Raw genomic sequence first — 23,986 nt, forward strand, 5'->3', positions numbered from 1 at the left:
TGACCAACCTCACCTCCGCCACGCCGGCTTGCCTCGGTAGGCTGGCAGCCGTGACCTCGACCTCTGATTCAGTGTCCCAGGACCACCCCGCCACCCGGATCGTGATCGCCTCCGCCGAGGGTCACACCGGCAAGTCGATCGTGGCCCTCGGCCTCGTCGCGGCGTTGAGCCGTCGCGTGCGCCGGGTCGGTGTGTTCCGTCCGGTTGCCCGGGGCGCCGAGGACGATGTGCTGGCCGCGCTGTTGGATCATGAGGCCATCGATCTGGGCCCCGAGGAGGCGACCGGGGTCAGCTATGACGACGTGCATCGCGACCCCGAGGCTGCGCTGGCCACCATCGTGGAACGCTTCCATGCCATCGAGGACCGCTTCGATGCGATGGTCATCCTCGGCTCGGACTACACCGACGTCGCCAGCCCCACCGAGCTCGGCTTCAATGCCCGCATCGCCGCCAACCTGGGCGCCTCCGTCGTGCTGGTGCTGGGCGGCATCGATCCGGACCGCCGCGAGCCGCGCACGCCGGCTGACCTGCAGCAGTTGGGGCAGCTGGCGATGGATGAACTCGCCTCCTCCCACGCCACGCTGGGCGCGATCATCGTCAACCGGGCCGCCACCGACCCCGACGAAGCAGTCCGGACGCTGTCCTCGCTGGCCGCCGACGTGCCGGTCTGGGCGATCCCGGAGAATCCGGTCCTCGGCGCACCCACGTTCGGGCAACTCCTCGAGGCCACCCGAGCCACGCTGACCAGTGGCGAGGAGGCGCTGTTGGACCGGGAGGTGCTCGGCGTGGTGGTGGCCGGCATGTCGATGGAGAACGTGCTGGAACGCCTCATCGAGGGTGCCGTCATCGTCATTCCTGCCGACCGTTCCGATGTCATCGTCGGCACCCTGCTGGCGCAGCAGTCCGGCACCTTCCCCACCCTGTCGGGCATCATCCTCAACGGCGGTTTCGAGCTGGCGGCGCCGGTGCAACGCCTGTTGGACGGCCTCAGGGTGACGCTGCCGGTCGCCGCGAGCCCGCTCGGCACCTACGACACCGCCCGCAGCATTGCCCACACCCGTGGTTCGTTGCTGCGCGGCACCCGACAGCGGCGCGAACTCGCGCTGGCGACCTTTGAGGACCGGGTCGATGTGGATGCGCTGCTGGAGCACCTCCACGTCAGCCCCACCACCGTGATCACGCCGCTGATCTTCGAACATCAGTTGGTGAGTCGGGCACGCGCCAACCGGCGTCGGATCGTGTTGCCGGAGGGATCGGACGACCGAGTGCTGGAGGCGGCGTCATTGGTGCTGCGACGCGGCATCGCCGACATCACCCTGCTCGGTGAGGAGGAGCAGATCCTGGGGCGGGCTGCCGAACTCGGGCTGGACCTTGACCAGGCCAGCATCCTCAGCACCTCGGGACCACAGTTGCGCGGCTACGCCGAGGAGTACGCCCGGCTCCGGGCCCACAAGGGGATGACCCTGGAGGCGGCGCTGGACCGGGTCAAGGACGTCAGCTACTTCGGCACCATGATGGTCCAGACCGGTGACGCCGACGGCATGGTGTCGGGGGCGATGCACACCACCGCCCACACCATCCGGCCCTCCTTCGAGGTCATCAAGACCAAGCCAGGGGTGAAGGTGGTCTCCAGCGTCTTCCTGATGGCCTTGGCCGACCGGGTGTTGGTCTACGGCGACTGCGCCGTGATTCCCGAGCCCAGCCCCGAGGAACTGGCGGACATCGCGATCACCTCGGCCGCCACCGCGCGGGAGTTCGGCATCGAGCCGAGGGTCGCGATGTTGTCCTACTCCACCGGCGAGTCCGGTTCGGGCGCCGAGGTGGACCGCGTACGCGAGGCCACCGCGCTGGTCCGCGAACGTGCACCCGAGCTGCTGGTCGCGGGCCCGATCCAGTACGACGCGGCCGCCGATCCGAGTGTCGGCGCCAAGAAAATGCCCGACAACCCGGTCGCCGGCAACGCCACCGTCTTCGTCTTCCCCGACCTCAACACCGGCAACAACACCTACAAGGCGGTGCAACGGTCCGCCGGCGCCGTGGCGATGGGACCGGTGTTGCAGGGCCTCAACAAGCCCGTCAACGACCTGTCCCGCGGTGCGACGGTGCCCGACATCGTCAACACGATCGCGATCACCGCGATCCAGGCTGGTGCGAAGTAACAGATCCCCGTCATCCCCAGATCCCCGTCATCACCAGTCCACGTAGGGCCGCGATCCAACCACCGAAGGGAATTTCGATGAGCGCCAGTGTCTTCGTCGTCAATGCCGGGTCCTCGAGCCTGAAGTACCAGTTGCTCGACGCCACGTCAGGACAGTGCTACGCCACCGGCCTGGTGGACCGGATCGGCGAATCGCGCTCGACAGCCAAGCACCAGCCCACCGACGGCGAGAAGATTGTCGAGGACCTCCACATCCGCGACCACGAGAAAGCGCTGCAGTGGGTGATGGACCAGTTCGCGAAGGCCGGCCCCGACCTCGACCGGGCCGGTCTGATCGGTGTCGGACACCGGGTGGTCCAGGGCGGCGCCCGGTTCGACGGCCCGGCGGTGGTCACCGATGACGTGATCTCCCAGATCGACGAGCTCGCCCCGCTGGCGCCGCTGCACAACCCGGCCAACCTGCTGGGCATCCGGGCGGCCCAGGCTGCCTTCCCCGACCTGCCGCACGTGGCCGTCTTCGACACCGCCTTCCACCTCACCATTCCGCCGGCGGCGCACCTGTACGCCATCGACCGCCAGGTCGCCGCGGCGAATCGGATCCGCAAGTACGGCTTCCACGGCACCAGCCACAGCTTCGTGTCCAAGCGGATGGCGACCCTGCTGGACCGGCCGCTGGCCGAGGTCAACACGATCGTGTTGCACCTGGGCAACGGCGCCTCGGCGTGCGCGGTCCGCGGTGGCGACTCGATCGAAACGTCGATGGGCATGACGCCGCTGGCCGGGTTGGTGATGGGCACCCGGTCCGGGGACATCGACGCCGGCGTGATCTTCCATCTGCACCACCAGGCCGGGATGAGTGCTGCTGAAATCGACCAGCTGCTCAACAAGCGCTCCGGCATGTACGGGTTGACCGGCACCGGCGACATGCGTGACGTGCAGGCAGCCGCCGACGCCGGATTGGCCCATGCCACCGCGGCGCTGGAGGTCTATGCCCACCGGTTGCGCGGCGTGATCGGCTCCTACTTGGTGCACCTGGGGCGTACCGATGCGATCGCCTTCACCGCCGGCGTCGGCGAGAACAGCCCGCAGGTGCGCGCCGACGCGCTGCGTGACCTTGAGGGGCTCGGCATTGTGCTGGACCCGGCCCGCAACGAGGGCGGCGGCCCCGACGGCGATGCGCCGGAGCGGCGTATCTCCGCTGACGAGTCCGCCATCCAGGTCTGGGTGGTGCCGACCAACGAAGAGCTCGAGATCGCCCGCCAGACGCGGCAGGCAACCCAAGCCTGAGGCGTACGCCAGGAGCCCAACCTGACGCTGCGCGCTCAGTCGCGTTCGGGCTCCTCGACCTTGGCCGAGAGGTCGGATCGGGCTGCCAGATCGACGTGCGGGGCGTGCCGGGTGGCCTCCCACTCCTCGTTACCGGGCAGCCCGTCCAGGCCGGGGTTGGGCTCGGGAGCGGCGATGGCCACGCCGCGGGAGGCGCTCCACACCACGACGCCGATGGCCACCAGCGCCGCCACGCCGCCGATGACGAAGCGCAGCGGGCTGGGGGTGTCGTTGAGGCTGGACCAACCCACCACCGCGGGGGCGATGAGGACGGCGACCAGGTTCATCACCTTCAGCAGCGGGTTGATGGCCGGGCCGGCGGTGTCCTTGAAGGGGTCGCCGATGGTGTCACCGATGACGGTGGCGGCGTGGGCCTCGGAGCCCTTGCCGCCGTGGTGTCCGTCCTCGACGAGCTTCTTGGCGTTGTCCCAGGATCCGCCGGCGTTGGCGAGGAAGACCGCCATCAGCGTGCCGGCTGCGATGGCGCCGCCCAGATAGCCGGCCAGCGCCGGGGCTCCCAGCAGGAAGCCGACCGAGATCGGCGCGCAGACAGCGAGCAGGCCCGGGGTGACGAGCTCCCGCAGCGAGTCCCGGGTGCAGATGTCGACGACCTTGCCGTACTCGGGCCGGCCGGTGCCCTCCATGATTCCGGCGATCTCGCGGAACTGCCGGCGTACCTCGAACACCACCGCACCGGCGGCGCGGCTGACCGCACTGATCGCCAGTCCGGAGAAGAGGAAGACCACGGCGGCGCCGGTGATGATGCCGACCAGCGTCTCGGGGGCAAACACCACCGCCTGCTCCAGGAAGCGGTCGTAGTTCTCGCCGAGGACGCCGTGGATGGCGTCGGTGAAGGCCCCGAACAGGGCGGTGGCGGCCAGCACGGCGGTGGCGATTGCGATGCCCTTGGTGATGGCCTTGGTGGTGTTGCCGACCGCATCCAGTTCGGTGAGGATCTGGGCGCCCTCGCCGTCGACGTCACCCGACATCTCGGCGATGCCCTGCGCGTTGTCCGACACCGGTCCGAAGGTGTCCATCGCCACGATCACGCCGACGGTGGTCAGCAGGCCACAGCCGGCCAGCGCGATGGCGAACAGACCGACCACACCGGCGCCACCGATGAGGAAGGCACCCAGCATCGCCCCGGCGATCACCAGACCGGTCAGCACCGCCGACTCGAAGCCCAGCGCCAGACCGGACAGCACCACGGTGGCGGCACCGGTGACCGACGTACGCCCGACGTCCTGGACGGGACGATGTTCGGTGCCGGTGTAGAAGCCGGTCACCGCCAAGATGATGGCGGCGAGCACGATGCCGATGACAACGGAACCGGCGGCCACGATCCGAGGATCGTCGATGGGGCCGGCGAAGTCGTTGGCGACGCCCAGCGCGGTGAAGTCGGCCGGCAGGAAGACGAAGGCCGCTGCGATCGACAGCACCGCGGCAATGGCCGAGGAGACGTAGAAGGCTCGGTTCAGAGTGATGAGGCCGTTCTCGGTGCCGCGCGGGCGGGTGATGATGATGCCGATGATCGCGGTGATGACGCCGATGCCGGTGATGATCAGCGGCAGCACCAGACCGGCCTGCCCGAAGGCGGCCTTGCCCAGGATCAGCGAGGCGACCAGCACCACGGCGTACGACTCGAAGAGGTCGGCGGCCATGCCGGCGCAGTCGCCCACGTTGTCACCGACGTTGTCGGCGATGGTGGCGGCGTTGCGGGGGTCGTCCTCGGGAATGTTCTGCTCGACCTTGCCGACCAGGTCGGCGCCGACGTCGGCGGCCTTGGTGAAGATGCCGCCACCGACGCGCATGAACATCGCGAGCACGGCAGCGCCCAGACCGAAGCCTTCCAGGATGGTGGGGGCGTCGCCGGCGAAGACCAGGACCACCACGGCAGCGCCGAACAGGCCCAGCCCGATGGTGGCCATGCCGACGGCAGCGCCGGTGCGGAAGGCGATCTTCATGGCTGGGTTGCGGCCCTCGTCGCGAGCTGCGGCAGCGACCCGGACGTTCGCGCGGGTGGCCAGCCACATGCCCAGATAGCCGATGACGCCCGAGAAGGCCGCACCGACCAGGAAGGCGACCGACCGCAGCGCCCGCAGCAGCCAGTCGTTCAGTCCGGTCTCCGAGTGCGCCGGGAGCGCCAACAACAGCAGGAAGATGATGGCGGCAAACGGACTCAGCGTCTTGAACTGGCGGGTCAGGTACGCCGAGGCGCCTTCCTGGACCGCCACCCCGATGGTGCGCATGTTGTCGGTGCCCTCGGCGGCTTTGAGCACCTGGCCGCGAAACACCAGTGACATCGCCACGGCGATGAGCGCCAGCACGGCCACCACCGCCACGATGGCGATGTTGCTCGGAATGAGTACGTCGGTCTGCATGGTTGTCGGCACTTCTTCGTCCTCTCCCCGGACTGCTCCGGCGCCGCGACGCCGCGGCTCGGCCCAAATTAGCCATTTCGTGGCTGTTTGGGAAGCATCCACCCAGGTCGGGACTCCCGCGGGCTGACCGGCGCCGGACACTGACCCACAAGTGCCAGCCCGCCGGCCCAGAGCCAAGCCACTGACCGGAGAGTCTGGTCATCGAACGCGGCCCGCCCCCGGATCGGGGGCGGGCCGTGGTGTCGATCAGGCGATCGGGCGACGGTTCGCCTTGTAGGTGTCCTCGATGCGCTTGCCGACCTCGGCATCGATCTTGGTCCAGTACTCGAAGACCCGCGACAGCACCGGCTCCTCGACACCGTCCTTCAGGCTGCCTACGACGGTCTCGACCAAGCCGTCACGGTCCGCATCGGTGTAGACGTCGCGGACCAGGGTGTGGGCCTGACCGAAGTCGTCGTCCTCGGCATGCAGCGTGTACGCCGCGCGCACCAGCTCGCCGTCAGCCTCCCAGCCGTTGTCCACCGGGCCCTGTTCGTCCTGGTAGGCGCGACCGTAGGAGTTGGGCGCGTACACCGGAGCGTTGCCGCTGTGGTGGTATTGCATCGCGCCCTCCTTGTCGTAGGAGTTCGTCGGATTGCTGGGCTGGTTGACCGGCAACTGGTTGAAGTTGGTGCCGAGTCGGTTGCGCTGCGCATCCGGGTAGGAGAAGACGCGAGCCAGCAGCATCTTGTCCGGCGACACACCGGTGCCCGGGACAGTGTTGGAGGGGCTGAAGGCCGCCTGCTCGATCTGGGCGAAGTGGTTGACCGGGTTCTCGTTGAGGGTGAACTTGCCAACCTCGTGGAGCGGGTAGTCCTTCTTCGACCAAGTCTTGGTGAGGTCGAAGGGGTTGAACCGGTAGTCCTTGGCCTCGGCGTACGGCATCACCTGCACGCTGAGGGTCCAGCTCGGGAAGTCACCGCGCTCGATCGCCTCGAAGAGGTCACGGCGGTGCACGTCGCCGTCCTCACCGGCGAGCTTGCTGGCCTCCTCATTGGTCATGTTCTCCACACCCTGGTTGGTGTGGAAGTGGTACTGCACCCAGAACTTCTCACCCGCGGCGTTGACCCACATGTAGGTGTGCGAGGAGTAGCCGTTCATGTGGCGCCACGACTTCGGCAAGCCACGCGGGCCCATCAGGTAGGAGACTTGGTGCGCCGACTCAGGGCTCAGGGTCCAGAAGTCCCACTGCATGTTGGTGGAACGCAGACCCGAGTCCGGGGTGCGCTTCTGCGAGTGGATGAAGTCGGGGAACTTCATGGGGTCACGCACGAAGAAGATCGGGGTGTTGTTGCCCACCATGTCGAAGTTGCCTTCGTCGGTGTAGAACTTCAGCGCGAAGCCGCGCACGTCACGCCACGAGTCGGGTGAGCCGAGCTCACCGGCAACGGTGGAGAAACGAGCCATCATCCGGGTCTTCTTGCCCGGCTGCAGGAAGTCGGCCTTGGTCCACTTGCTGACGTCCTGGGTCACCTCGAACTCACCGAAGGCACCCGAGCCCTTGGCGTGCGGGCTGCGCTCCGGGATCCGCTCGCGGTCGAAGCGGGCCAGCTTCTCGACCAGGGCAACGTCGTGGAGCAGCAGCGGGCCATTGGGGCCGACGCTGAGCGAGTGGGAGTCGGACCCTCGGGGTGCGCCCGATTCAGTGGTGGAAGGAATCGTCGGATCGGTGGTCATGTCCTGTCCTTTCGGTTGGGGGATGGATGGGGGAAACTCAGGAGCCGCGGCAGTCACGGCACAGGCCGCGGTAGGTGACCTCGGCGACCTCGAGGGCGAAACCGTGGTCATCGGCCGGGGTCATACAGGGCACGTCGGCGCCGTTGCAGGGCACGTCTTCGATGCGGCCGCAGTTGTGACACACCAGATGGTGGTGGTTGTCGTGGGTCTGCAACTCATAGCGGGTGCGACGACTGTCGACATTGACCCGGCGCAGCAGGCCAGTCTCGGTGAGTGCATTGAGCACGTCGTAGACAGCCTGCCGGGAGACCGACCCGAGTCGGTCGCGCACCTGACTGGCAATCGCCTCGGCGTCGGCGTGGGCCTGCTCGGTCACGACGGCCATGGTCGCCAGTCGCGCAGCGGTGACGCGCAGCCCTGCCTGCTTCAGCAGCGTGGCGGGTTCTGTTGCAGTCATGTCCCTGACCTTATCAGTTTTTTGGACATAGTCCAACAAACGAGGGTTTCTGACCATAGATGCTGTACGCCGGTCGTCAGCAGCAACCGGCCACAGCTGTCGGACCCTCGTGCCAGACTCGTCCGGTGGCGGGATTCGAGTGGCAGACGCAGGAGCAGACGGTGCACCACCGGGTGCTGCCGGCGCGTTCTGGCGTGCGCGTGCCGTGGCCGGATTGGGTGCCGACCGAACTGGTCACTGCTTGGCAGTCGCGCGGCATCTCACTGCCCTGGCAGCACCAGGTCGAGGCGGCTGAGGCCGCGTACGCCGGTGGCTCGGTGGCGCTGGCGACCGGGACCGCGTCGGGCAAGTCGCTGGCGTACTGGATGCCGGTGTTGTCGGCGATCCGGGGCGATGCGTTGGCCCATCCCGAGCGCGAGCCCACCCAGAGTCCACTGACGGTGCAGCGGCGACGCCGCCACACCGCGCTCTATCTGGCGCCGACCAAGGCGCTGGCCTGGGACCAGCTGCGCAGTCTGGAGCAGCTCGGCGTCGACGTCCAAGCGACCTGTGTCGATGGTGACACCGGGTTCGAGGAGCGACGCTGGGCGAAGGAGTTCGCCAGCCTGATCCTCACCAATCCGGACCTGCTGCACCACACCTTGCTGCCCGATCACGCCAACTGGCGCAGCTTCCTGGCGAGCCTGCGCTACATCGTCGTGGACGAGTCGCACCGCTCCAGGGGCGTGTTCGGCGCCCATGTCGGGATGGTGCTGCGGCGGCTATGCCGGATCTGCCACCACCACGGCGCCGACCCGGTGGTCATCACCGCCTCGGCGACCACGGCGGAGCCGGGCCTGAGCGCCGCGATGCTGACCGGCGTACCGGAATCGGAGATCACGGTCATCGACCAGGACACGGCCGCGCATCCCCGCCGGGAGCTGGTGCTGTGGGTCGATGACGAGGCCTCGATGACCCGGCAGGCGGCGGAGCTGTTGGCGCGGCTGGTGTTGCAGGGTCAGCGGGCGGTCTGTTTCGTGCCGTCTCGCAACGGCGCCGAGGCGGTGGCGATCCGGGCCCGGGAGTTGCTCGCCGATGACAATCCGACGGGGAGTTGGGTCGCCAGTTATCGCTCCGGCTATCTGGCCGGGGACCGGCGCCGGTTGGAGGCTGCACTGCAGGAGGGCACCGTACGCGGGGTCGCAGCCACCAATGCACTGGAGCTCGGGATCGACATCAGTGGTCTCGATGCGGTGGTGATGGCGGGATTTCCGCAGACCTTGGCGTCCTTCTGGCAGCAGGCCGGTCGGGCCGGCCGCGACGTGTCCCGGGACGCGTTGGTGGTGTGCATGGCCCGACCCGATCCGCTGGATCGGTATCTGTTCAACCATCCCGAGCTGCTGCTCGACAGCCCGGTGGAGCGGACCGTGATCGACCCGAGCAACAGGTATGTGCTGGGTCCGCACCTGGCTGCGGCGGCGCAGGAGTTGCCGGTCAGTGCGGCCGATGAGGTCTGGTTCGGTGCCGGGCTGGAACCGGTGCTGGATGCCCTGACCCAGCAGGGTGCGCTGCGCCGGCGGGAGCGTCGCACGGGGCCGTGGTGGTATTGGCCGCACCCGCAACGGGCCACCGATTCGATCGACCTGCGGGGCAGTCAGGGGCATCCGGTCGAGGTGACGGTCGCCGGCACCGGGCAGGTGATCGGCACGGTGGATCTGGGAGCGGCGGACCGAACCGTCCACGAGGGCGCCATCCATCTGTTGCAGGGCAACCCGTGGCTGGTGACCTCCTACCAGCCGGCAGAGCTGTTGGCGGAGGTGGAGCCGGCGTCGGGGCGCTGGACCACCCAGGCGTTAGCGGCCTCGGAGGTCCGGCTGATCGCCGAAGCGGAACGGCGCCCGTTGGCCGACGGCTGGCTGTGCCACGGCGAGGTGGAACTGACCGAACAGGTCACCGGCTATCTGCGCCGCGACGCCAACACCGGCAAGGTGTGGGACCAGACGCCCTTGGAGCTGCCCGAGCACAGCATGCGCACCCACGCGGTGTGGTGGACCGCTCCGGGGGCCACCGAACTCGGCCTGTCGGACAACCGCCTCGCGGGGGCCGCTCACGCCGCCGAACACTGCGCGATCGGCCTGTTGCCCGCTTTCGTGGCCTGTGACCGGTGGGACCTGGGCGGCCTGTCGACGGCAGTCCACCCCGACACCGGCACGCTGACCATCATCGTCCACGACGGCCTGCCCGGCGGATCGGGTTGTGCCGAGGCCGCGTACGCCGCCGCCGAACGCTGGCTGGCAGCCACGGCGGAGCGGCTGCAGAGCTGCCCCTGTGAGATGGGTTGTCCGAGCTGCATCATCTCCCCCAAGTGCGGCAATGCCAACCAGGTCCTCGACAAGGCTGGCGCCCAGCAGCTGATGCGGCTGTTGTTGGGCAACTGAGGAGCGTCCGCCGACGGCCGTCCATCAGCTCACCCGACCGGCCACCGCGGTGGCCTGCAGCGGTGGCAGCGGACTTGGCAACGGCAGCCGCACGGTGATGGTGAGCGCAAACTCGACCTGGTCGCCGGCCAGCTCACAGCTGACCAGTTCGGCGCCGTTGGCGGACACGGTGGCGGCAGCGGCCTCGCAGGCGTCCTGGCCGGTCGTGTGCGCCGAGGCGCCGGCCAGTGCGCCCAGGTCGGCGGCAGCCCGGGCCTGCTGCCCCTGGACGACCACCGCCAGGGTGAGGGCCAGGACGAGCCCGACCAGGACGAGGACTCCGGCTGCGGTGGCGGTCAGCATGGTGCCGGCGCCACGCTCATCGGCCTCGATGCGCGCCCGCAGCCGGCCAACACGCACGTTCATGACACGCACGTTCATGACACGCGAATTCATGACACACCGGGCTCGACGGGCACCCGCGCGGTGGCACTGATCGGCACCGGGAGGATCTCGGTGCCCGGCAGCAACGGCACCGCCATGCTGACCACCACGACCACCTCGCCCGCGCCTCGTTCCAGGTCCACGGCTGCTCCGGCAGGCCGGTCGCGGGCGGCGCGTTGGGCAGTCACCTCGTCGCCGCGGGCGTACTGCCGGGCAACTTCGGTGGCGGTGGTGGTGAGGTCGATCTGGATGAAGACGATGCGCAGCAGGCAGCCCAGCAGGACCATGACGATGGCCAGGGCGAGGGTGCCGAGCGCGAGCTCGGCCGTCACCATGCCGCGCTGGTCGCGGCCTCGGGTGGCGCTGGGCCGGGTGGCGTTGGGTGGCGTACGGATGGTCATCGTTTCCTCCGAGGACGGCCAGTGCCCCGGACGGCTGAGCGGACCGCCCGGGGCCTGGGGGTGGGGATCAGCCGAACAGGCCGCCGAAGATCTCGAGGATGAACATGATGATCTGCCAGAGCAGCTCGAAGAAGCGGGGATCCTGGAAGATGCTGACCAGGACGCCGGCGGCGGTGACAGCTGCCAGCGTGCCGACGGCGTACTCTGCGGTGCTCATGCCACGCTCATCGCGGCTCGGCTGGGCCGGGTCGCAGTCGTGGTCCGGCTGGACGGGCAGGTGGAGACGGGTCATGAGGAACTCCTTCGGTGACGGGAACGATCCCGGTCTGTCACCCGGCCGAGCGCCGACCGGGTGGTGCCCCGTTCTGGGGGTACACCTTCACCAAGCGGTCGCCTACCCCGACTTTTCGCCACTGAATTCTGGAGCTGTGGACAGCGCTTGCGAGCGCTGCCCGACTGTGGATGACTGAGCCCGCCACAGCGGCCCCGGTGTTGTCCCGGTCAACACCGGGCAAACGGACCACACCACCAGTACGCTGCCGCCATGGTTGAGGGGCAGCGATTCAGCGGCGTCGTCCGCCCACGCGCGGTGGTGTGGGAGCAGCTCGGGTGGATCATCGCCGGGCTGGTGATCGGCGCCTGGGCGGGGTTCATCCTCGTCGACAACGCGAGCCTGTGGTACTCCGAGAACGACGTTGTGGCGGAGTGGAGTGACGAGTCCCGTGAGCATCGATGGGCTGAATGGCGCAGCTCAGCCAGGAACCGCTTCACCACGGCCGCGTTGCCGGTGCTGCTGGCCGCCCTCAGCAGCATCGGGCTGGTCTGCCTGGTGCTGCGAACACTGCTGCCCAACCACGACGGCGCACGCAAGGCGGTCACGCTGTTGCTGACCGCGGTGATGTCTTTTGTCGCTGTGGTGTCGGCGGCGACCGCACTCGCCTTCCTGCCGCCGGTCTGAGCCTCACGCCGCCCGACGGGCCCCGAGCTCAGGACAACCAGGCGAGCACCGCCCCGGCGACGATCGGCACGACGCCGACCAACGCGAAGGCCGGCAGGAAGCAGACCATCAACGGCAGCACGCTGCGGACGCCGACCGTCCGCGCAGCAGTCTGGAGCCGACCCCGTTGGTCCTCGCGGAGGTCCTCCCCCAGCCGGACCAACAGCGGCCCGGCCGGGGTGCCATTGGCCTCGGCACGCCCCAGGTCGTCAGCGACCCGGGCCCATGCGGGCTGGCCCCGCAACACCGCCCAGGCCTCCCGAGGTCGCTGTCCGAGCGCCGTACGCCGCGCAACCCCCGCCAGATCCTCGCTGATCGGCGCTCCGGCGACCTCCGCCACCACCGACACCGCACGCTGCAGCGGCAGTCCGGCCTCCACTGCAGCAGTCAACAACTCGATCACGGTCGGGAGTTGCATTGCCACCAGCTCCCGACGCCGAGCCGCCGCCGGTGACACCACCCGGCCCAGCCCAACGGTGACGCTCACCGACACCAGCAGCCCGCCCAGCACCGCGAGCGCCCAGCTCGGCGCCCCCGACATCGGCACCAACTGCCGAGTCAGCAGTCCCAGCGCCGCACCCGATCCAATGCCCAGCGAACGACGGATCGACAACGGCCAAGCATCAGGATGCACCGGCCACCGCTGCGGCGGCCATCGCACCACCGCCCCGCTGGCTGCGTCTCGGGCCCCCGCCACACTCAGCCGGTGGGTGGCCGGCAACTGGGCCCACCACACGGCCAGGGCGACCAGACCTGCCACGATCAGCGGTCCGGGCGTCATGGCTTCGCCACCTCCGTGGTCAGCCCGGGCACCCGGGCGAGGGCTTCGGTCCACAGCAATCCCAGGCATGCCAGCAACACCCCGGCGACCAGGCAGATCTGACCCACGACGTGCCCCAGCAGGAAGGCCACCGGGTCGCCACCCAGGCCGGCGCCCAGGGCCAGTCCGACCACTGGCAGCCCCACCAGCAGCTGGCCTGTCATCCGCGCCGTGCCCAGCTCAGTCTCCACCATCCGTTGCAGCTCTCGATCCCGCCGCAGCTGCTCTCCCATCCGTTGCAGCGTCGGCCCCATCGGCCCGCCGGCAGCCACCGCCACTTGCCATGCCCGGGCCAGGTCCAACAAAGCGTCGGCGCCCTGCTCCCGGCTCTGTCGGCGCCACACCGGCACCGGACTGCCCCCGAGCCCGACCACCGCCGCCGCCTCGGACAGCACCGGGCACTCGGCCGCCACCGTCGGCAGTGCCGCCGCCACCGACTGCCCCAGGCCGAGTTGGGCCGCCAGCGCATCGCAGGCCTGGCCGACCTCCTCGCGGCGCCGGCGTACGGCGGCCCGTTGTCGCCAGCGCAGCAGACTGACCAGCGCGGTGCAGCCAGTCAGCGCGACCACCAACGCCACCGTGATCCCGATCGCGCCCCAGCCGATGCCACACAGCAGCACCACCACCGCAACCAAGGCCAGTGCCGGCAGCACGGGTCTGCGGCGGGAGGCTGCCCGCGTCGGGGGGACTGGTGCCAACCGGCGCGACCGCGCCGGCGGAAACCAGCACCACGCCGCCATCCCGGCCAGCACCGCAACCGCGAGAGTCACCAGCCCAACCGTTCACTCAGTTGCCGATGACCGGGGCCGCGGCGGACCGGTTCGTGGACCGTACGCCGACCCGCGTCCGCAGCGGCGGGTCCCGGATCGAACCGCAACGCCGTGACACATGACAGCTCTCCGCCCGGGCCGGTCGTGAGGACGCCGATCTCGGCGATCCGGCGCTGTCCACCGCGCCGTTCCACGTGCACGATCACGTCCAACGCGGCCAGCGCCTGCGCGCGTACGGCCGATTCCTGCCATCCCGCCAACGCGCCCAGCGCGGCGAGTCGAGCCGGTAACTCCGCCACCCCGTTGGCGTGGACCGTGCCGCAGCCACCCTCGTGGCCGGTGTTGAGGGCGGTCAGCAGGTCGGTCAGTTCGGCGCCACGGACCTCGCCCACCACCAGCCGGTCCGGTCGCATCCGCAGCGCCTGCCGGATCAGGTCGGTGAGATCCACCCGGCCCCGACCCTCAGCATTGGCCGGGCGAGCTTCCAACCGCACCAGGTGAGGGTGGCGCGGATTGATCTCACGAGAGTCCTCGACGACCACGATCCGTTCTCCCGGATCCACCAGCGCCAGCATGGAGGACAACAAGGTGGTCTTGCCGCTACCGGTGCCGCCGGTGACCAGGAAGCTGGCCCGTTGCGCCACCACGTCACCGACCGCGGCCACCGCAGCCTCACCGGCCGCGTCACCGGCCCACGCGGCCAGGTCCAGGGTCCGTCGTGCCGGCACCCGCAGGCTGATGCAGGTGCCCGGATCAGCAACCGGCGCCAGGATCGCGTGGACCCGGGTGCCGTCCGGCAGGCGGGCGTCGACGTACGGGCTGCCTTCGTCCAGCCGGCGGCCGGCCGCGGCGGCGATCCGGGTGGCCAACTGTCGCACCGCCGCGTCATCCTCGAACTGGACCTGACAGCGTTCCAGGCCCTGACCCCGGTCCAGGTAGACCTCCTCGGGCCCGTTCACCAGCACGTCGGTGACGCCGTCGAGGCGCAACAAGTCGTCGAGCAGTCCGGCGCCTCGGCTGTGGCGGCGCAGCTGACGTACGGCGGCCAGCACCCCTTCCTCGTCGACCGGTTGCCCGTGCCGACGCAGCACCCGGGCGACGTCGACCACGCCGGGGTCGTCGGTCAGCTCGGCCAACTCCGAGCGCAGCAGTTCCAGATCCACCCCCGCCATCACGACCAGCCCCCTCGGCGCGACAGCGCGGTCACTGGCGCGGCGGCCGCGCGGCAGGCGCGCCGCCAGCCCCGACCGGCACCGGAGGCGGCCGGCAACCCTGCGTCCGCGGCCCGGCGTACCGCGGGATCGTGGGGGATCACCCCGGACAAGGGCAGCCCCAACGCATCGGCGACCACCACCGGCGCCAACGAGCTCGGCCGCCACTGGCGTACCCACAACTCCACCGCCCCGGCGCCCAGCCGGGCCGTGATGGTGCGGGCCTGGGCAATCGATCGCAGCTCTGTCGCCACCACCAGCAGGATCCGGTCGGCGCGTTCCAACACGACAGCATGTTCGGCTGCCTCGCCCCGGCCCAGGTCGGCGATCACCGCGTCGAACTCGTTCGCCGCCGCTTCCAGCACCACCGCCAACGCTCCGCGTGGGACCTGCCCGGGGGCACCCGCTGGGTCTCGGTCGACCGCCAGCACCGAGAGTTGGTCCTCACTCGGCAGCCGACCTGACAATCCCGACAGGCCGCCGCGAGCCGCGGCCAGGTCGCGCCACCGCCAGCCCTCCTGAGCCTCCAGGCCCAGCAGCAGGTCCAGCCCGCCACCGGCGGCATCGACGTCCAGCAGCACCGTCGGGCCGCGGTCGGTGCAGGCCTGGCCAAGCCCGGTGACGAAGGTCGACACCCCGACCCCGCCACTGGCGCCGACCACCGCCAGCACCGAACCACCACCGCCGACCGCTGGCCCCCGGATCACCTGCGAGAGCCACGGTTGGCCGGCGGGGAGATCGATCACGGCCGCACCCAACTGCATGGACCAGCCGCTCACCGGGTGATCCGCATCGCCGACCAGGTGGACCCCGGCGCGACTCGGCAGGCGGAGGGCAGCCACCTGTTCGGCCACATCAGCGCCCACCACCACGGTGCTCGCCTCCTCCCACCTGCTCACCACCTCGCTGAGTCCGCAGACGACGACCTCGGCGTCAGCCGCGGCAGCCGCTGCCAGATAGGGGTCACGCCAGCGGTCCTCCTCGCTGACCAGCAGCGGGACGGGCGAGTTCGGTCCCGGTGCCGGACCAGAGGAGGTGACGGGAGTGGTGTCAGAGCGGGACAGTGTTGTTTCCACACCGGCACCATCGGCACCGAACTCCGCTCTGCGCCGGACTTCTGACGATCTGTGGACAACTTCGTCGGTCTTCCTGCCTGTGGACGACGCCGCTCGGATCCAGCCTGGGGTCCCCCGCCGCAGTGACGTGGGCAACTAGCCTGAGGGCATGACCAGCACCAGCCGCACCGCGTACGCCGCCGCCAGCGTCGAATGGCTGCTCGGCTCGCGCCCAGCGCGGGTGTTGGTGCTGGGGCACACCTCGGCTGCGCTGATCGACGAGGCCGTCACCGCCGGCCACCAGGTCACCCTGATCGACAAGAGCACCTTCCGCGCCAACCGCGCCCGGGAACGCTGGGGCATCACCGCGATCGCCGCCCGCGCCGAGGCCCTGCCCTTCCGGCCGCAGCGCTTCGACATCGCGCTGGCGTCGCAGAACCTGCACAAGTTCGCCCCCGGTCTGGCGCTGCCCGAGGTGGCGCGAGTCCTCAAGCCGGGTGGCCACATCGCCGTCAGCTACACCGTTCGGGACGACGGAGTGCCGTGGGTACGCCGAATGGCAGCGATCCTGCGCGAGGTCGACGACACCATGATGCGCGGCGACTACGGCGACGACTCGATCAATGACGTGTTGGCCAGCCCCTACTTCGCACCGGCCGACCAGCGCGACTTCCGCAGCTGGGTGCCGATCGATCGGGCGGGCATGGTCGCGATGGTCGCCTCGGCCACCAAGCACCTCTCGGAGGCGGAACGTGATCGGGTCGCCGAGGACGTGGGCCGGCTCTACGACACCTCCGCACGGCCGCCCGAACCGCTGCTGCTGCCCTATCGGGTGGCGTGCTGGCGGGCGGTGGTGGACCAGAGCGAGATGACCGGCCCGCTGCGTTTCGAGGACGGCGTCGCGATCCAGCTCTGAGTCGGATCGAGGAGAATTCGGGCCATCCCATCGCACGCCCGCTGTTCAAACTGGGCGTCGAGGTGGCTAGGGTGCTGCCAACACTTCGACGAAGATGATCCTGCAGGAGGAACCGCAGTGAGCGAGCAAAGCTCTTCTACACCGGTGTTCGACCCGCCCGCGGAGCTGGCCGCCAACGCCAACGTCACGGCCCAGACCTACGAGACCGCAGCGGCGGACCCTGAGGCTTTCTGGGTCGAAGCGGCCAAGCGTCTCAGCTGGGACACCGAGCCGACCGAAGGCCTGAACTTCAGCAACCCGCCCTTCGCCACCTGGTTTGCCGACGGCAAGCTGAACGCGGCGTACAACTGTCTCGACCGCCATGTCGAGGCCGGCAATGGCGATCGGGTTGCGTTCCACTGGGTCGGCGAGCCCGCGAACGACACCCGCGACATCACCTACGCCCAGCTGACCGCCGAGGTCTCCCAGGCTGCGAACGCCCTGACCGAGCTCGGCGTCAAGCCCGGTGACCGAGTCGCAATCTACATGCCGATGATCCCGGAGGCGGTCGTCGCGATGCTGGCCTGCGCCCGCATTGGCGCCCCGCACGTGGTGGTCTTCGCAGGTTTCTCGGCCGACGCGCTGTCGTCGCGGATCAACGACTGTGACTGCCAAGTGGTCATCACTGCCGATGGTCAGTACCGCCGCGGCAAGCCCGCCGGCCTGAAGCCCGCCGTGGACGAAGCCCTCAAGGCGACCCCCGGCGTACGCAATGTCCTGGTGGTGCAGCGCACTGGCCAGGAGACCGCGATGGAAGAGGGCCGTGACCTGTGGTGGCACGACGTCGTCGGCAAGCAGTCGACCGAGCACACCCCGGAGGCCTTCGACGCCGAGCACCCGCTGTACGTGATGTACACCTCGGGCTCCACCGGCAAGCCCAAGGGCATCCTGCACACCACCGGCGGCTACCTGACCGGCGTGGCGTACACCCACTGGGCCACCTTCGACCTGAAGCCGGACACCGACATCTTCTGGACCGCGGCCGACATCGGCTGGGTCACCGGCCACTCCTACCTGGTCTACGGTCCGCTGGCCAACGGCACCACCTCGGTGATGTACGAGGGCACCCCTGACACCCCGCACCAGGGCCGCTGGTGGGAGATCATCCAGCAGTACAAGGTGACCATCCTCTACTGCGCCCCGACCGCGATCCGCACCTTCATGAAGTGGGGCGAGGACATCCCGGCGAAGTACGACCTGTCCAGCCTGCGACTGCTCGGCTCGGTCGGTGAGCCGATCAACCCCGAGGCCTACCTCTGGTATCGCAAGCACATCGGCTCGGACCAGTGCCCGGTTGCTGACACCTGGTGGCAGACCGAGACCGGTCAGCACCTGATCACGCCGATGCCTGGTGTGTCCAAGGGCAAGCCCGGTGCAGCGCTGACCCCGTTCCCCGGCATCAGCGCCGAGATCGTCAACGATGAGGGCCAGCCGGTCGGAGCGGACGAGCAGGGCTACCTGGTCATCACCCAGCCGTGGCCGGCGATGCTGCGCACACTGTGGGGCGATGACCAGCGCTACCAGGACACCTACTGGTCGCGTTTCCCGGGCAAGTACTTCGCCGGTGACGGCGCCAAGTACGACGCCGACGGTGACGTCTGGCTGCTGGGTCGCGTCGATGACGTGATGAACATCTCCGGTCACCGGCTGTCGACCGCCGAGATCGAGTCGGCGCTGGTCTCTCATCCGACCGTCGCCGAGGCGGCCGTCGTGGGTGCCAGTGATGCCACCACCGGTCAGGCCATCGTCGCCTTCGTGATCCTGCGGTCCGATGCCGCCGAGCACGCCGAGGGCGAGGAACTGATCAAGGAGCTGCGCAACCATGTGGCCAAGGAGATCAGCCCGATCGCCAAGCCGCGCCAGATCATGATCGTGGAGGAACTGCCCAAGACCCGGTCGGGCAAGATCATGCGCCGCCTGCTGCGTGACGTCGCCGAAAACCGGGAGCTGGGTGACGTCACCACGCTGACCGACTCCTCGGTGATGTCGCTGATCAAGGAAGGCCTCAGCTCCAAGACGAGCTCTGAGGACTGACCTCACCGCCCGTACGCGACCCGCGGCGCCCGTTGGCGTCGCGGGTCGTGTCGTTTTCGGGGCCAGATCCGGGCCGGAGGTCCTGAGACGGCCAACCGGTGGCGGCCGCCGACGCGAGTACAGTCACCGCCACCGAGAGGAGTCACCCGTGGCGAAATCCCCTGCGCACCCCAGCGCCTTCGAGCGACTGACGAACCTTCGTCAGCGCCAGTTGGGCGATGTCCTGCGCAGCGAAACCACCGGCGGCTTCATCATGCTGGCGGCCACCGTGGTCGCGCTGCTGTGGGCCAACCTGCATCACCGTTCCTACGAGGCGATCCGGGAGCTGCCGATCCCCTTCACCGGCGGCGCCTTCGACCTGCATGCGCTGGCAGTGGATGGCCTGCTGACGATCTTCTTCTTCGTCGCCGGGCTGGAACTGAAGAAGGAGTTCACCGAGGGGGCGCTGTCGCGACCCGCCGAGGCGCTGGTCCCGATCATCGCTGCGGTGTGCGGCATGGCGGTGCCGGCCGGCATCTTCTTGGCGGTCAACCTCGCCAGCCCCGACGGCCACCCTGGCGGCTGGGCGATCCCGATGGCCACTGACATCGCCTTCGCATTGGCGGTGCTGGCCGTGGTCGGCTCCAGCCTGCCCACGCCCGTACGCGCCTTCCTGCTCACCCTGGCCATCGTGGATGACCTGGGCGGCATCATCGTGATCGCGGTCGTCTTCACCACCGGCCTGAGCTTCGTGTGGCTCGGTGTCGCCCTGGCCTGCGTGCTGGTGTGGTGGCTGGCGCAGCGGCAACGCATCGATCACTGGGCGCTCTACGTCCCGCTGTTCATCCTCTGTTGGTACGCCACCTACCAGTCCGGCGTCCATGCCACCATCGCCGGTGTCGCGCTCGGTCTGGCGAGCCGCAACACCGCCACCGAGGGCAACGACCCGGTGGACCGCTGGAACCACTTCTGGTCCCCGGTCTCCGCCGGTTTCGTGGTGCCGTTCTTCGCCTTCATGGCGGCCGGCGTCGCCATCACCCCCGACCTGATGCTCGGCGTGGTGACCTCCCCGATCGGCCTGGGCATCGCGCTCGGTCTGGTGCTCGGCAAGACCATCGGCGTCTTCGGTGGCGCGATGCTCACCGCCAAACTCACCGGCGCCGCCCTGGGGTCGGGGGTGACGTGGCGCGAACTCCTCGGCGTCGGCGTCCTGGCCGGGCTGGGGTTCACGGTGTCGCTGCTGATCGTGGAGTTGAGCCTGCCCGCTGAACTGATCGACCAGGCCAAGGCGGCCGTGCTGACCGGCAGCTTGATCGCCGCGGTCGCCGGCGGCCTGCTGCTGGCCCGCCGCACCAAGGTCCACCGCGCCGAGCAGGCCTGAGTACGCCGTTGCACCCGGGGTATGGACGCGGGCCCCGCCGCACCCGATAGGCTGCCGATGCAGTAGACCCCACTGTCGGCCACCGGTCGGCAGTCCACCCAGTACCTGCGCAGGCAGGCCCGGAGGAGAACACGATGGCAGATCAGCCCGCAGTCGGTGACATCGTCAAGTTCATCACCGATGACGTGAAGGCCCTGGTCCGCGGCGAGATCGAGCTGGCGAAGTCCGAGCTCGTCCCTGCCGGCAAGGGCGTCGGTGGCGCCGCCGTCTTGGGCATCATCGCGCTCTACATCGTCTTCAACCTGCTCGCCTTCCTCTTCTTGGCCGGCGCCTTCGGCTGGTCACTGCTCTTCACCTTCGAGAGCACCGTGGTCAACCTGCTCTTCGGTTTCCTGTGCATGGCCGGCTGCATGCTCATCATCGCGGCCATCCTCGGCGCGATCATCTACTTCGTGCACGTGCCGAAGATCAAGGCGCCCGAGGCCACCATCGCGCAGGCCAAGGCGACCACCGGGGCCGTCAAGGCCTCGCTGGACCGCGGCCAGACCCAGGTCGCCGCCATCGGCGCGCAGCGTGCCGCCGCGAAGGAAGCCAAGAAGCAGGACCGTGACCTCGGCGGCCCGACCAGCTTCGAGGGCCGGGCCAGCTGACCCAAGTCAGGTCGTTCAGTCCAGTTCCGCCAGCAGTTCTCGCAACTGCTGGGCGCTGCTGAACGCCCCCGGATGGGTCCTCACGATCTCACCACTGGCTGACACCAGCAGGGTTTGCGGTACGCCGCTGCGCCCCAACTCGGCCAGGAACCGGCCCTGGGGGTCGAGCACGTGGGCGTACCTCCAGTCGGCCGCCTGCGCGAACTCGGTCGCCAGCGCAGGATCGTCCTCAACGATCACGCCCAGAAACGTGACCCGGTCGGCGTACTCCTCACTGACCTCGGCCAGGAACGGCGCCTCCTGCCGGCAGGGCCCACACCAGCTCGCCCACACATTGATCACCAACGGGCCGCGCAACTGGTCCAGTGAGACCTCGCTGTTGCCGCCCAGGCAGGTCAGCTGCAGGGCCGGCAGCTCACCGGGGCCGCTGGCCGATGGGCAGGCGGCAATTTCCTGCCCCAAGTCGACCGGTGCGGAGCTCGCAGGGCTGGGGTCGGCGCCCCGGTCCGGCGTCGGCAGGCAACCGGCCAGCAGGGCGGCTGCCAGTGCCACCCCCGCCACCAGCTGCCACCGTGCGCTCATCGACGCGGCTCCTTGATCAGGGTCGCGGCCACGTCCGGGTCGGTCTCGCCGATCCCGTACGCCGGGCACCACTGCGCCACCGAGCAGGCCCCGCAAGCAGGCCTGCGGGCATGGCAGCAACGCCGACCGTGCCAGATCACCCGATGGTTGAGCTGATTCCAGTCAGAGCGATCGAACAATTCGCCCACCTCGGCCTCGACCACCTCGGGCTTGTCACTGTCAGTCCAGCCGAACCGCCCCGCCAGCCGGATCAGGTGGGTGTCGGCAGTGATCCCCGGCACCCCGAAGGCGTCACTGAGGACGACATTGGCGGTCTTGCGCCCCACCCCGGGCAGCGCCACCAGAGATGCCAGATCACCGGGTACGTCACCGTCGTGGTCGGCCACCAGTTGGGCGGCCAGCGCGATGATCCGGGTCGACTTGGCGCGAAAAAAGCCGGTCGGCTTGATCACCTCGGCGACCTCGACCTCCTCGGCCCCGGCCAGGGCCGCCGCGTCGGGCCAGCGCCGGAAGAGTTCCGGGGTCACGCTGTTGACCCGTCGGTCGGTGCTCTGCGCCGACAACACGGTGGCGATCAGCAACTCGAAGGGGGTCGTGAAGTCGAGCTCACAACGCGCCTGCGGATAGGTGCGTCCCAGCTCTTCGAAGATTTCCTGCGTCACACGCGAAAGTCTAGGAGGGCGCGCGGACCGGGTCTGCGCGCGTACGGCTGCGCTGCCATGATGGGGCGATCGGTGCCGCGACACCACCGCCACCTGGACCGAGGGAGAAAGCCCTGATGACCCACGCTGCGAGCGAGCCGACCTGGCGTGACGCGCCGCTGTTCGAGGGGGCCGACGAATCCACCATCGATGCGGTCGGTGAGGCGATGTCGACGGTGAACGTACGCCGTGGCGAGACCCTGTTCCGGGCCGGTGACCGTGGCACCGAGCTCTACATCATCACTGCGGGCCGGATGAAACTGTCCCGCATCGAGCCCAACCCAGGCCCCCGCGCTCCGCGGGAGACGCTGCTGTCGGTGCTGACGCCCGGTCAGATGTTCGGCGAGCTGAGCCTGTTTGACCCGGGCCCCCGCAACACCACTGCCACGGCCCTGCTGGACACCCAGCTGCGCTGCTTGGAGCACGACGACCTGTTGGAGCTGCTGAACGGTCGTCCCGAGATCAGCCGGGCGCTGCTGACCCGGTTGGCGCATCGGCTGCGACGCGCCAACGAGATTGCGATCGACTTGGTGCTTTCCGACGTCCCCGGTCGGGTCGCGAAGTCGCTGCTGCGGTTGGCGGAGAAGTTCGCCGGCGACCAGCCGCTCCATGCCCCGATCGAGGTGCGCCACGACCTGACCCAGGCCGAGATTGCCCACATGGCCGGCGCCTCCCGGGAGACTGTCAACAAGGTCCTGGTCGACTTCGCGGTCCGCGGCTGGATCCGGCTCGAGTCCGGCGCCTTCACGATCCTCGACCACGACCGGCTGGTGAAGCGCTCCAGCTGAGAGGCGCCGGGGTGCCCCGGGGGGGCGACCTCGCTCATCGCCGCCCCCCATCACCGCACCGGAACTCAGCCCGCTCACTCACGTCAGTTCGGCGACCAGTTCCACCTCGACCGGCGCGTTCAGCGGCAGCGACACCATGCCGACCGCGGAGCGCGCGTGGCCGTCAGGGAAGACCTCCCCGAGCAGTTCCGAGGCCCCGTTGCCGACCAGCGCATGCTGCTCGAAGTCGGGGCTGGCCTGCACGAAGACGACGACCTTCACGATCCGCTTGATGTTGTCGAGCCCGCCTGCTGCCTGGGCAGCGGCCGCGAGGCCGTTGAGGGCGCAGATCCGGGCCTGCCGGGCGCCTTCCTCGACGTCGACGTCCGCACCGAGGGTGCCGGTCACCTCCAGCTTGCCGCCGATGGTGGCGAGTTGACCAGAGGTCCACACGTGGCCACCGCTCACGACGGCCGGGATGTACGCCGCGACAGGCTTGGCAACGACGGGCAGCTCCAGACCGGCCGCCTCGAGACGTTCGGTGGGGGTGCTCACTTGTCGTCCTCGATCGGGCGCTTGAAGTAGCCGACGAGGTTTTCGGCATTCATGCCGGGGACGACCTGGACCAGCTCCCAGCCATCGGAGCCGAAGTTGTCGAGGATCATCTTGGTGTTGTGCACCAGAATCGGTGCCGTCATGTATTCCCACTTGGTCATGGCACGTGCTTATTGGATTCCCGGCCCCAGCGCAAGGCCGCGCTGTCGTCGATGGACCGCTCAGCCGCGCTGGACCATTCAGTAGGCTG

Annotated in this window: 23 protein-coding genes; 9 read left to right on the top strand and 14 right to left on the bottom strand. The window is 69.2% G+C overall.

Annotated elements, in window-relative coordinates:
• Positions 1 to 50: 50 nt before the first annotated feature.
• Entirely contained in the window at positions 51 to 2,159 is a 2,109-nt protein-coding gene (pta, locus tag CGZ91_RS03945) for a phosphate acetyltransferase (RefSeq protein WP_229116406.1), read from the top strand.
• Between the two features lie 77 nt (positions 2,160 to 2,236).
• The gene (locus tag CGZ91_RS03950; protein ID WP_094452689.1) at positions 2,237 to 3,445 is read left to right on the top strand and encodes an acetate/propionate family kinase; all 1,209 of its coding nucleotides are present in this window, start codon (positions 2,237 to 2,239) and stop codon (positions 3,443 to 3,445) included.
• A gap of 35 nt (positions 3,446 to 3,480) precedes the next feature.
• On the opposite strand, the gene CGZ91_RS03955 is transcribed toward CGZ91_RS03950, so the two are convergent.
• The 3 genes from CGZ91_RS03955 to CGZ91_RS03965 form a co-directional block, all read right to left on the bottom strand.
• Positions 3,481 to 5,877 (bottom strand): sodium-translocating pyrophosphatase, encoded by a 2,397-nt coding sequence (locus CGZ91_RS03955; RefSeq protein ID WP_229116407.1) that lies wholly within the window; start codon positions 5,875 to 5,877, stop codon positions 3,481 to 3,483.
• Positions 5,878 to 6,111: 234 nt separating this feature from the next.
• A complete protein-coding gene (locus tag CGZ91_RS03960) occupies positions 6,112 to 7,581 on the bottom strand; it encodes a catalase (RefSeq protein ID WP_094452693.1) in 1,470 nt (489 codons plus the stop codon).
• A 37-nt stretch (positions 7,582 to 7,618) separates the two neighbouring features.
• Positions 7,619 to 8,038: a Fur family transcriptional regulator gene (locus CGZ91_RS03965; RefSeq protein ID WP_094451655.1), complete on the bottom strand. Its 420-nt coding sequence runs from the start codon at positions 8,036 to 8,038 to the stop codon at positions 7,619 to 7,621.
• Positions 8,039 to 8,097: 59 nt separating this feature from the next.
• On the opposite strand from CGZ91_RS03965, the gene CGZ91_RS03970 reads away from it, so the two are divergent.
• Positions 8,098 to 10,455 carry a DEAD/DEAH box helicase gene (locus CGZ91_RS03970; protein ID WP_094452695.1) on the top strand — a complete coding sequence of 786 codons (2,358 nt, stop codon included), beginning with the start codon at positions 8,098 to 8,100 and terminating at the stop codon, positions 10,453 to 10,455.
• A gap of 24 nt (positions 10,456 to 10,479) precedes the next feature.
• Here the strand turns inward: CGZ91_RS03970 and CGZ91_RS03975 are convergent, their stop codons facing one another.
• The 3 genes from CGZ91_RS03975 to CGZ91_RS03985 form a co-directional block, all read right to left on the bottom strand.
• Positions 10,480 to 10,860 carry an Rv3654c family TadE-like protein gene (locus CGZ91_RS03975; RefSeq protein WP_094453005.1) on the bottom strand — a complete coding sequence of 127 codons (381 nt, stop codon included), beginning with the start codon at positions 10,858 to 10,860 and terminating at the stop codon, positions 10,480 to 10,482.
• 26 nt (positions 10,861 to 10,886) lie between these two features.
• Positions 10,887 to 11,279, bottom strand: a complete 393-nt coding sequence (locus CGZ91_RS03980) for a TadE family type IV pilus minor pilin (protein ID WP_094452697.1) — start codon at positions 11,277 to 11,279, stop codon at positions 10,887 to 10,889.
• Between the two features lie 67 nt (positions 11,280 to 11,346).
• Entirely contained in the window at positions 11,347 to 11,571 is a 225-nt protein-coding gene (locus CGZ91_RS03985; protein WP_094452699.1) for a DUF4244 domain-containing protein, read from the bottom strand.
• A 252-nt stretch (positions 11,572 to 11,823) separates the two neighbouring features.
• On the opposite strand from CGZ91_RS03985, the gene CGZ91_RS03990 reads away from it, so the two are divergent.
• Positions 11,824 to 12,237 carry a hypothetical protein gene (locus CGZ91_RS03990; RefSeq protein WP_094452701.1) on the top strand — a complete coding sequence of 138 codons (414 nt, stop codon included), beginning with the start codon at positions 11,824 to 11,826 and terminating at the stop codon, positions 12,235 to 12,237.
• 28 nt (positions 12,238 to 12,265) lie between these two features.
• Here CGZ91_RS03990 and CGZ91_RS03995 read toward each other — a convergent pair whose 3' ends face one another.
• From CGZ91_RS03995 to ssd, 4 genes are read right to left on the bottom strand one after another with little or no spacing between them, the layout of a single operon-like run.
• Positions 12,266 to 13,057: a type II secretion system F family protein gene (locus CGZ91_RS03995; protein ID WP_179229113.1), complete on the bottom strand. Its 792-nt coding sequence runs from the start codon at positions 13,055 to 13,057 to the stop codon at positions 12,266 to 12,268.
• Complete coding sequence (locus CGZ91_RS04000) at positions 13,054 to 13,866, bottom strand: type II secretion system F family protein (protein WP_094452703.1); 813 nt, start codon at positions 13,864 to 13,866, stop codon at positions 13,054 to 13,056. Before CGZ91_RS04000 ends, CGZ91_RS03995 begins: the two co-directional genes overlap by 4 nt.
• Positions 13,863 to 15,038, bottom strand: coding sequence for a TadA family conjugal transfer-associated ATPase (locus CGZ91_RS04005; protein ID WP_094452705.1), 1,176 nt, complete (start codon positions 15,036 to 15,038; stop codon positions 13,863 to 13,865). The genes CGZ91_RS04000 and CGZ91_RS04005 overlap by 4 nt, the downstream gene beginning before the upstream one ends.
• A complete protein-coding gene (ssd, locus tag CGZ91_RS04010) occupies positions 15,038 to 16,153 on the bottom strand; it encodes a septum site-determining protein Ssd (RefSeq protein WP_179229112.1) in 1,116 nt (371 codons plus the stop codon). The genes CGZ91_RS04005 and ssd overlap by 1 nt, the downstream gene beginning before the upstream one ends.
• A gap of 148 nt (positions 16,154 to 16,301) precedes the next feature.
• On the opposite strand from ssd, the gene CGZ91_RS04015 reads away from it, so the two are divergent.
• The 4 genes from CGZ91_RS04015 (at position 16,302) to CGZ91_RS04030 (ending at position 21,131) form a co-directional block, all read left to right on the top strand.
• Complete coding sequence (locus tag CGZ91_RS04015; RefSeq protein WP_094452707.1) at positions 16,302 to 17,048, top strand: class I SAM-dependent methyltransferase; 747 nt, start codon at positions 16,302 to 16,304, stop codon at positions 17,046 to 17,048.
• Positions 17,049 to 17,165: 117 nt separating this feature from the next.
• Positions 17,166 to 19,121, top strand: coding sequence for an acetate--CoA ligase (gene acs / locus CGZ91_RS04020; RefSeq protein ID WP_094452709.1), 1,956 nt, complete (start codon positions 17,166 to 17,168; stop codon positions 19,119 to 19,121).
• Between the two features lie 148 nt (positions 19,122 to 19,269).
• Entirely contained in the window at positions 19,270 to 20,481 is a 1,212-nt protein-coding gene (nhaA, locus tag CGZ91_RS04025) for a Na+/H+ antiporter NhaA (protein ID WP_229116409.1), read from the top strand.
• A 134-nt stretch (positions 20,482 to 20,615) separates the two neighbouring features.
• On the top strand, positions 20,616 to 21,131 hold the full coding sequence (locus tag CGZ91_RS04030) for a phage holin family protein (protein ID WP_094452711.1): 516 nt from the start codon (positions 20,616 to 20,618) through the stop codon (positions 21,129 to 21,131).
• 15 nt (positions 21,132 to 21,146) lie between these two features.
• Here CGZ91_RS04030 and CGZ91_RS04035 read toward each other — a convergent pair whose 3' ends face one another.
• Both CGZ91_RS04035 and nth read right to left on the bottom strand, forming a co-directional pair.
• A complete protein-coding gene (locus CGZ91_RS04035) occupies positions 21,147 to 21,713 on the bottom strand; it encodes a TlpA family protein disulfide reductase (protein WP_094452713.1) in 567 nt (188 codons plus the stop codon).
• The gene (gene nth, locus CGZ91_RS04040; protein WP_229116410.1) at positions 21,710 to 22,375 is read right to left on the bottom strand and encodes an endonuclease III; all 666 of its coding nucleotides are present in this window, start codon (positions 22,373 to 22,375) and stop codon (positions 21,710 to 21,712) included. The genes CGZ91_RS04035 and nth overlap by 4 nt, the downstream gene beginning before the upstream one ends.
• Positions 22,376 to 22,491: 116 nt before the next feature.
• On the opposite strand from nth, the gene CGZ91_RS04045 reads away from it, so the two are divergent.
• A complete protein-coding gene (locus CGZ91_RS04045) occupies positions 22,492 to 23,202 on the top strand; it encodes a Crp/Fnr family transcriptional regulator (protein WP_094451641.1) in 711 nt (236 codons plus the stop codon).
• Between the two features lie 78 nt (positions 23,203 to 23,280).
• On the opposite strand, the gene CGZ91_RS04050 is transcribed toward CGZ91_RS04045, so the two are convergent.
• Together CGZ91_RS04050 and CGZ91_RS14210 are read right to left on the bottom strand one after the other, a co-directional pair.
• Positions 23,281 to 23,736 (bottom strand): RidA family protein, encoded by a 456-nt coding sequence (locus CGZ91_RS04050; protein ID WP_094452717.1) that lies wholly within the window; start codon positions 23,734 to 23,736, stop codon positions 23,281 to 23,283.
• A complete protein-coding gene (locus CGZ91_RS14210; RefSeq protein ID WP_094451639.1) occupies positions 23,733 to 23,897 on the bottom strand; it encodes a hypothetical protein in 165 nt (54 codons plus the stop codon). The genes CGZ91_RS04050 and CGZ91_RS14210 overlap by 4 nt, the downstream gene beginning before the upstream one ends.
• Positions 23,898 to 23,986: the final 89 nt, after the last annotated feature.

The organism is Parenemella sanctibonifatiensis (assembly GCF_002250565.1).
GTDB classification, from domain to species: domain Bacteria; phylum Actinomycetota; class Actinomycetes; order Propionibacteriales; family Propionibacteriaceae; genus Parenemella; species Parenemella sanctibonifatiensis.

Excerpts from the sequence above, each read along its gene's own strand:
- CGZ91_RS03950 (WP_094452689.1), top strand. The coding sequence starts at position 2,237 with ATGAGCGCCAGTGTCTTCGTCGTCAATGCCGGGTCCTCGAGCCTGAAG.
- CGZ91_RS03960 (WP_094452693.1), bottom strand. The coding sequence starts at position 7,581 with ATGACCACCGATCCGACGATTCCTTCCACCACTGAATCGGGCGCACCC.
- CGZ91_RS03965 (WP_094451655.1), bottom strand. The coding sequence starts at position 8,038 with ATGACTGCAACAGAACCCGCCACGCTGCTGAAGCAGGCAGGGCTGCGC.
- CGZ91_RS03970 (WP_094452695.1), top strand. The coding sequence starts at position 8,098 with ATGCTGTACGCCGGTCGTCAGCAGCAACCGGCCACAGCTGTCGGACCC.
- CGZ91_RS03975 (WP_094453005.1), bottom strand. The coding sequence starts at position 10,860 with ATGAACGTGCGTGTTGGCCGGCTGCGGGCGCGCATCGAGGCCGATGAG.
- CGZ91_RS03980 (WP_094452697.1), bottom strand. The coding sequence starts at position 11,279 with ATGACCATCCGTACGCCACCCAACGCCACCCGGCCCAGCGCCACCCGA.
- CGZ91_RS03985 (WP_094452699.1), bottom strand. The coding sequence starts at position 11,571 with ATGACCCGTCTCCACCTGCCCGTCCAGCCGGACCACGACTGCGACCCG.
- CGZ91_RS03990 (WP_094452701.1), top strand. The coding sequence starts at position 11,824 with ATGGTTGAGGGGCAGCGATTCAGCGGCGTCGTCCGCCCACGCGCGGTG.
- CGZ91_RS03995 (WP_179229113.1), bottom strand. The coding sequence starts at position 13,057 with ATGACGCCCGGACCGCTGATCGTGGCAGGTCTGGTCGCCCTGGCCGTG.
- CGZ91_RS04005 (WP_094452705.1), bottom strand. The coding sequence starts at position 15,038 with ATGGCGGGGGTGGATCTGGAACTGCTGCGCTCGGAGTTGGCCGAGCTG.
- CGZ91_RS04015 (WP_094452707.1), top strand. The coding sequence starts at position 16,302 with ATGACCAGCACCAGCCGCACCGCGTACGCCGCCGCCAGCGTCGAATGG.
- CGZ91_RS04030 (WP_094452711.1), top strand. The coding sequence starts at position 20,616 with ATGGCAGATCAGCCCGCAGTCGGTGACATCGTCAAGTTCATCACCGAT.
- CGZ91_RS04035 (WP_094452713.1), bottom strand. The coding sequence starts at position 21,713 with ATGAGCGCACGGTGGCAGCTGGTGGCGGGGGTGGCACTGGCAGCCGCC.
- CGZ91_RS04045 (WP_094451641.1), top strand. The coding sequence starts at position 22,492 with ATGACCCACGCTGCGAGCGAGCCGACCTGGCGTGACGCGCCGCTGTTC.
- CGZ91_RS14210 (WP_094451639.1), bottom strand. The coding sequence starts at position 23,897 with ATGACCAAGTGGGAATACATGACGGCACCGATTCTGGTGCACAACACC.